This is a genomic window from uncultured Paraglaciecola sp. (assembly GCF_937123705.1).
Lineage (GTDB): Bacteria > Pseudomonadota > Gammaproteobacteria > Enterobacterales > Alteromonadaceae > Paraglaciecola.
The window spans coordinates 1-7,143 of sequence record NZ_CAKZKO010000065.1 but is presented as its reverse complement, the minus strand read 5'-3'; the positions used below and the strand labels follow the sequence as shown (position 1 = coordinate 7,143).

Annotated in this window: 8 protein-coding genes; all 8 read right to left on the bottom strand. The window is 43.7% G+C overall.

Annotated elements, in window-relative coordinates; translation table 11 throughout:
• Nucleotides 1-71: 71 nt before the first annotated feature.
• Nucleotides 72-272 carry a hypothetical protein gene (locus Q0688_RS10610; RefSeq protein WP_299075830.1) on the bottom strand — a complete coding sequence of 67 codons (201 nt, stop codon included), beginning with the start codon at nucleotides 270-272 and terminating at the stop codon, nucleotides 72-74.
• Nucleotides 256-1,797: a hypothetical protein gene (locus Q0688_RS10605; protein ID WP_299075827.1), complete on the bottom strand. Its 1,542-nt coding sequence runs from the start codon at nucleotides 1,795-1,797 to the stop codon at nucleotides 256-258. Before Q0688_RS10605 ends, Q0688_RS10610 begins: the two co-directional genes overlap by 17 nt.
• On the bottom strand, nucleotides 1,778-2,326 hold the full coding sequence (locus tag Q0688_RS10600; RefSeq protein ID WP_299075824.1) for a terminase small subunit: 549 nt from the start codon (nucleotides 2,324-2,326) through the stop codon (nucleotides 1,778-1,780). Before Q0688_RS10600 ends, Q0688_RS10605 begins: the two co-directional genes overlap by 20 nt.
• Entirely contained in the window at nucleotides 2,316-4,223 is a 1,908-nt protein-coding gene (locus Q0688_RS10595) for a DUF2341 domain-containing protein (RefSeq protein ID WP_299075821.1), read from the bottom strand. Before Q0688_RS10595 ends, Q0688_RS10600 begins: the two co-directional genes overlap by 11 nt.
• A 3-nt stretch (nucleotides 4,224-4,226) precedes the next feature.
• On the bottom strand, nucleotides 4,227-5,768 hold the full coding sequence (locus Q0688_RS10590; RefSeq protein ID WP_299075818.1) for a ubiquitin-activating E1 FCCH domain-containing protein: 1,542 nt from the start codon (nucleotides 5,766-5,768) through the stop codon (nucleotides 4,227-4,229).
• Nucleotides 5,768-6,034 carry a hypothetical protein gene (locus Q0688_RS10585; RefSeq protein ID WP_299075815.1) on the bottom strand — a complete coding sequence of 89 codons (267 nt, stop codon included), beginning with the start codon at nucleotides 6,032-6,034 and terminating at the stop codon, nucleotides 5,768-5,770. The genes Q0688_RS10590 and Q0688_RS10585 overlap by 1 nt, the downstream gene beginning before the upstream one ends.
• Before the next feature lie 86 nt (nucleotides 6,035-6,120).
• Nucleotides 6,121-6,390: a hypothetical protein gene (locus Q0688_RS10580; RefSeq protein WP_299075812.1), complete on the bottom strand. Its 270-nt coding sequence runs from the start codon at nucleotides 6,388-6,390 to the stop codon at nucleotides 6,121-6,123.
• Between the two features lie 345 nt (nucleotides 6,391-6,735).
• The coding region (locus Q0688_RS10575) for a hypothetical protein (protein ID WP_299075809.1) at nucleotides 6,736-7,143 on the bottom strand (408 nt) is incomplete at its 5' end.

The following is a 7,143-nucleotide window of genomic DNA, read 5'->3' as shown; positions in this document are numbered from 1 at the left end:
ATTTTAATTTACTGTTTTAGTTTAACCATCAATGACACTTCGTCAACGTTTTTGTTGTAAAAATGTCACACTTATTTGTAAGGGTCATAATCATGCCCCTGAGCGCGATGAATGTTAGGGCTTTGCCTGTTTATTGCCTCTTGCTCTTCCTTACTTCTAAACTGAATCTCAACTTTCGGATATAACTCACCTTCATCTGGGCCTTCTCTGAATTTTGCCCCGCTCTGCTTCATCTTTGCTATAGCTGCTGATGTTCTATGCGTATGGGTCATAATCACCACCTTGTACTTGTGACACATCGGGATGATGTATGCTTGTGACGCCAACCCTAGGGGCTACTGGCAATGCATATGTCAAAGCAAGTGCGTCACCAAAGTCAGGGGATGACAGGCCACGCTTCTTCATATCTTCTTTCTTCTCAAGCTGGATTAGGTTTTCTTTCTGATAACCGTATTCGATACCAGTTAAATCTGTCTTGATCTCGACCTGATTAGGGATCGCGACGCCATCCTTGATTGCCGCCTTCATTGTTCCCCACATCTCAGCCCTCCAATTGACGTACACAGCAGGGTTTACTGCTCGCCCTCCGAATTGCACCTCAATAACGTTCTTCGCACTGAGTTGGTTTAAGCGGTCTACTACACCACCACCTACGCCACCACCATCGACAAAGATTGCATCGCAATCAAACTCGATAGCCAACTCATGAACTTTTGCAGCCAATGTCATTGTGTCAATGCCTGAATAGCTACTCATATGAATATCGCGAGCGTTACGACCACGACGAATAAGGATCACAGACTTATCTGAACCAAAGCGAGCCACATCAACCCCCATGATGACGGGCTGCGTCATGATTACATCTGGCGTATCCATCTCAGCGCAGCGATCCACATCCTCAGACGATATGAACTGCATTGATCCGGCGCGAGGAAATACACCCCGCACACGCACACGCACGAAGTCACTATCTTCACCGTAATCTTCTACCCACTGATTGAGCTTCTTCTTGTTAGTGATATTCACGTTACGGCTGTCAATCACAATAGACTTCCAGCGATGCCTAAACCGATTGAAGCATTCAAAGAATGATCCTGTATTCTTAGTAGGGTTTCCCCACACAAAACGCATGGGTTCACCATCGGTTAAACCACCCTCGGACACTTCCCAAATTTTATTAGGAACGGCACTGGCCTCATCAAAGATGTAGAATGGTGTACTGTTGGCGGCATGGAGGCCAGCAAAACTTTCGCTATTCTCTTCACGACAAGTCTGTGCGTCACAGCGCCAACTCTCCGGCGACGAAACGCTGTAAAGGTTCATATTACCTTTACCGTTGTTATAGGTAAACCATTCTTGAGTGATGCACTTCTTCCACCACTTGCCAAGCTCTGACCATGTTTTTGTTTTTAGCTGCTCGCCAGTATTCGCTGTCACAACGCCCTTGGCAAATGGTCGAGTTGTCATGATGAATAAGATCAGCCATGCTGTCAGCGTAGACTTGCCGATACCATGCCCTGATACTGTAGCCATCTGAATAGGATCAACGGCATTCTTGCCATCAAATCCTCTGTCTTTAATTTCTGCGCCAAGATCATCAAGCCACTCACACGCCCACTTGTCAGGCCCGAACTCACTATTGTATTTGGAAGCCCACGGCTCCTCAAGCTCAACCATCTGAATTGAAGGATCAATATCCCAAGGGAAAGCGTACATCACAAAACCCATTGGATCGTCGTAGAACTTCGCAATATCGTCAATGAGCATTTGCTCGTGATCAATCTCTCGTTGAGCCAAGACGCTTCCTTGATTGCATTAGACGCTCGCCCAAACTTCCTTTGACGTTCACGTCAACAGTTTCCTTAAAGGCGTTTACCGCTACGTGCTGACCAAGCATATGAAGGATACGTGTGCGATCCATGAGCTTCACACGTTTCGTGTAACCAATTAATGTTTTGTCTTTTCCTGAGCCATCATATTCTTCAAAAACATCTATCCCTACAACCATTCGCTGCCACACATCGGGCCACTCGCTAATATCTTTTAGACCACCATCGTCATTCAGTATCTCTGAGATCATCGCCTTTTGCATATCGCCCAACTGAAGAAGAACAAAGTCAGCATCAATCTTTGTGCGTTCTGATCTTTCTATCTTCGCCTTATTGATGAGGTCTTTTACCGCAGGCATATTGAGCATTTTATTTGCTGTTACTTTTGAACCATTAGGTGAGTATCCAGCCCGAACAGCAGCTGCCGCTCCATTGTTGTCAATGAGATATTCATCAACAAACTTTGCCTGCCTTATGTTCAATTCCTTAGCCATCATATGCCCTCATCACTGATGATATTGGATCAGACAATACGGATTGCAAGAACCGATATTCGGATGGTTGAGAAGGCGCAACACCACCAATTAAAGTACAGACAAGCGGCCCTGTTGTGTAGAAATTATCATTGTTGGCAGCATTGGCAAGCGTAGTTGCTAGATTAGCATCATCAGGGAATGTGACAGCATTATCCACCAAGTCGCTGCCATAAGCTTCGTCTGCCGCTGGTTGCACTTGATCAGCGTTTACTTTGCGGATATAGAGCGTTTCCGCCGCTATGGCAGATAGGCTTGGATGTAGATATTCAAAATCAATTGTTCCTGCATTGATATCAAAATCGATTATCTTTGCGGGTATTCTTGTGATGTCTGTAAATGGATAAGCCTTATGAACTTCGATGTTGCCACCAGCATTTGCAGCAGAACTTGAACCACCATCAAAGAAACCAGCAGGAACATGAACCGTTCTCGCTGGTAAAGGGATATGCTGGAATGTCGTTACGCCAGCAACCTGAACATGATCAGTAACAAGTGTAAAGTAGCAATCTTGATATGTTGCTTCGACCCTGCCCTTTATTGGGCCTACACCCGCACTTGTTTCTACCTCGTTATTACCTTCACCATCCGTAAAGCTAATGCGTGATTTTATTGTTGTCCCTACGTCAAATGCAGTTAAAAGGTATGTGTCATTTGTCGCACCTGATATCACAACATCATCACGTAGCCATGCGTAAGTAAAAGAGCCAAGCCCGTCTGCATCTGCAAGAGTATTCGTACTTGTAAGTGTCTGGCCTTGTACGGACGAGCCAGTAATAACAACAGAACCTGTGGGTTCATTATTGCTTATTGTTCCTTCTGGCGTTCCGGCTGTAGCAAATGTAGCAGGCGTATTGATATTGCTAGCCTCTGCCGCCAACCAATCCGCGCTAAGTTTGACTTTACTTGCGCGACATTCGCCCACGCGTCCATCATAACTGAATGAGCCGTTATAGTAAGTTCCAATTCTAAAACTACTAACAGATGTTATTCCTGTGGTTACTGCAATGGTATTATCGGTATCTGTAGCAACACCATTATTATAAAAAACCATTGATGCATCATCATGGGTTATGGTCTGTAGGAAATTTACCCCCGTTGTTAGTCCACCACCAGCGTCAACAACATCTTCACCGCCATTAGCTTTCGCCATACCGCGATTTGAAGCTATCAACTGTATCCAGTTACTATCAGGCCCAGCATGTCTATTACCAAAAATACCATCAGTACCGCTACTAACATCAGCATTAATCCATGCCTGTATTGACATAGCACCACCGTTAACCAATGTAGTAGATGAAGTAAGGGTTAATGCCTCCGCTGTTGTGAAGTCCAACCAGTTATCATCAAATGGATGATTTACCTCTGTGTTGGCAACGCTTACCCCCGTTGTTAATGTTGCGTTATGTCCATTTCCTGTACTATCCACCCAAGGGCCAGTAGTGCCACCATCATTTAGATGTAAAACAGCCTCGTATGCTGACCATACGGCATTACGCCCATATGGGTCTGATACAGCGGGCTGTGTTTCTCCTGATTTTTTATACCATATCCAAATATCTGTATCTGATGATGAAGAAACACTTGGAACCTTCACCCAAATAATACAGCGCCTTGTCCCTGCTGTGGCATTAGTAACAACCCGCTGAACCTCACAAGCAAGCTGTGTTGTGCCGTCAACATCACTTGAAAAGCGGATATCACCACCACCATTTAAAGCGGAATTTGACCCCGCATCAACTATCTCTGAATTAAGGTGGTCTAAAGTAATAGCAACAGGGAAATTTGTTAAGGTTGCATCAATCTCTGACGCCTTAATTGTTATCTTCTGCTTTCTGCCCCAACCTGTTGGAAAAGCCATATTCTACTCCACCGTATTAAGTGTGCTTGGTGTAAGTGATGAACCCTCAAGACAAATATTATTTATCTGAGTAAGCTCACCAGCTTTACTGACTGTGCAAGCTATTCCTGAACTGTCACCGAATAATGTATGATTGCCCTTAGCTACAACATCATTCGTGTTCGGGAATTCCATTCCGGCAGATGTTGCTATAGCCGCGCCACTATCATCTACAACCGTAATATTATTGTATTGAAGCAGGACATCATTGCTTATCAATCCGGCGTCCGCTGGATTTGTGTGATCATGAAACCCTTGGAAGTGTGAATTGCTATTATCGTGGTAAAGAGTGTTGAAATTATACTCAATAGATTGGGAGTTAGTCATTCCAAAATAAACGTTTCCGAGGTTATACAGCCTATTATTCTCAACCGTCATGTCTGTAAATTCTTCTTCACCATAACTAGGAGGATAGCCAGCATCCCACGCTAAACCCCAACATGCTACTACCGCTTTATCTGGTTCCTCATATATATGATTATTGCCAAAATATATTTCGCGGCCTATCCCATGCCCCACAATGATAGAGCTATTACACGCACCGCTATCTTTCTTGGCGTTGCCTGTTACAAAGGTATTAAAGCTTGTGCTGTTTACACCATCTAATTCAAATGTGTTAGCGTCAAGAACCGTGATTTGATATCGGCGGTCGTTAAGCTCCCACATGTCGCGGCTGCTTTCTATGTAAACATAATCGCCCGTTGTGTATCCGTGTGAAGGAACAGTAACAACAGCAGTGCTTGCTTTGCTGATTGAGGTAATAGCCTTTGCTTCACCTCCATTATTACTGTGATAGAATTTATTATCGGTAATGCGCCCACGGTTCCAATAATACCAGTAAATAGCGTGGTAGCTGTATCCGTTCCAGCCGTTGTAATTAAATACGTTGTTATGAATAGTGTAATCGTTACCGCCACCACCTAATATCCCAACAATACTAATATAATTAAACGTTGAGTTCTTAATTGTTATTCTGTCAACGTTATTAGCATCGTCAAAGTCAAACTTCTCACCTGCTATATGAACACCATGAGTACAGTTGTTGTATGTTACATTGTCCACATACACGTCTTCCGTGCCGAGATAAAAGAACATCGCCCACGTATATTCAGCAGAACCTCGATAACAGGTTATTTCAAAATTCTTTAACGTCCATCCGTCTGAGTTGTCCAGATACATAAACACACCATGATTTTCACCAGAGTATAAGTGAGGATCGTCACCAGTGCCGTACGCATCAAGTGTACAACCACCACAAGGGCCGCTTATGTTTTCTCTTGTTGATGGCTCCCAAACGTCACCGCGCTTGAGTAGAGCAATATCGCCAGCGGTCATATCATTCATGATGTCGAACAACTTACCGCTTGTTTTGAATGGTGAGGCCTCAGACAATCCATCATTGCTGTCGTTGCCCTCAGAGAATGAGAAGTAATAAGTCTCAGCGCTAGAGTTTGCAGACGACAACATGGTGGAGGCCATTAAAACAGGTGCTAAGAGTTTTCTCATCACTTGGTGATCCTCACTGTTGCTGTGCCATCAATTGCAGTGCAGTTAAAACGATACTTGTTGCCGTACACTGGATCATGTCCAATTTTAGATACATCTTCAGTGATTGTCTCAACAGGTATGTATTCCACACCACCCTCAACCATGCGCTCAAGGTTTATTGAACCCGTATTAGAAAAGACCACTTCAACATTGAAGTGACCTTGAACCTTCTCGCCATCAGTAGCGCCAACGCTAGAGAACGCCTCATTTATTATTGCTGACATGAAATCCCCCCAAGGAATTTTTGAAAATAGTTAGTTAAAGTTAATTAAGTATCATTACCACTGACACTCGTGTCAATGACAAAATGTCAACGATCAGAAAAAAAGTGTTTTGCATAACTATCGTTCGCGAGATATCCGCATCGTGGTTGATTTTTGTTCAAGAAATATTCACGCTGTTCTATGTCTTCAAAGATAATGGTAATACCATCTACTCTCATTCTAAGAGGTTCATCTTCAAATGTGTAGCACTCAACAATATGCCAGCGCGGAGGTTCACATGGCAGCGGGTCTTGGTGTGTTATTACCGCAGCAGCAAGTAAACTAAAAATGATAACGCTTATTTGTAAATCGCTCATTGCTTAACCTCTCCAATCCAAGATTGTCACATCATCTAAATTACAATTAAGAGCCTCGTGATCTATATCGTGAATTATAATTGTGCATTTGTTGCCATCCTGAATAAGTTTTGATGTTGACTTTGGAAAGTCTTCCAGACGGTCTAATCTAACCTCATGAAGAAATAACAACGCCAATATAGACGGCATCACAATAACCAAGTAAAAAACCGTCTTACTCACAACACCTCCTCCTTTCCGCAATGATCACAGGTCATAACCGTGTACCCATAATCATTATCATCACAATCAATCACCCAATTAACAGGAACCATTGAATGAAACCCAAGCCAACAGAATATTTTCCTAATCAAGAGCATACTCCTCATCTTCAATATCCATCTGCCTACCATCAACATCACCCTGAGAGCCATGAACCTCAGCGACTTCGACAATTGCCTCAAGCATCTCTGCTTCAGTCACATCGCCCTCACCTAGTCCACCAAGCGAGCGTAAGATAGTGTTCATCTGCGCGAAAGCATCGTCAGGACAGTCAGATATAATCACATACACAAAGAAATTAAGCTCTTTGAGCATATTGATACGATCATGCTGTTTCTTGGAGATCACACCACCTTTTTTCTTCACCCTCTTCATCTCGAAGAAGATTGTACGACCACCAAGGAAGTACAGACGAAGATCAGGCTCACCAGCCTCCATACCACACGCTCTACGCTTCGCACCGTCCTGCCATGAGCGTTTACCAGCATTCTG

Excerpts from the sequence above, each read along its gene's own strand:
- Q0688_RS10585 (WP_299075815.1), bottom strand. The coding sequence starts at position 6,034 with ATGTCAGCAATAATAAATGAGGCGTTCTCTAGCGTTGGCGCTACTGAT.
- Q0688_RS10610 (WP_299075830.1), bottom strand. The coding sequence starts at position 272 with ATGACCCATACGCATAGAACATCAGCAGCTATAGCAAAGATGAAGCAG.
- Q0688_RS10590 (WP_299075818.1), bottom strand. The coding sequence starts at position 5,768 with ATGAGAAAACTCTTAGCACCTGTTTTAATGGCCTCCACCATGTTGTCG.
- Q0688_RS10580 (WP_299075812.1), bottom strand. The coding sequence starts at position 6,390 with ATGAGCGATTTACAAATAAGCGTTATCATTTTTAGTTTACTTGCTGCT.
- Q0688_RS10595 (WP_299075821.1), bottom strand. The coding sequence starts at position 4,223 with ATGGCTTTTCCAACAGGTTGGGGCAGAAAGCAGAAGATAACAATTAAG.
- Q0688_RS10600 (WP_299075824.1), bottom strand. The coding sequence starts at position 2,326 with ATGATGGCTAAGGAATTGAACATAAGGCAGGCAAAGTTTGTTGATGAA.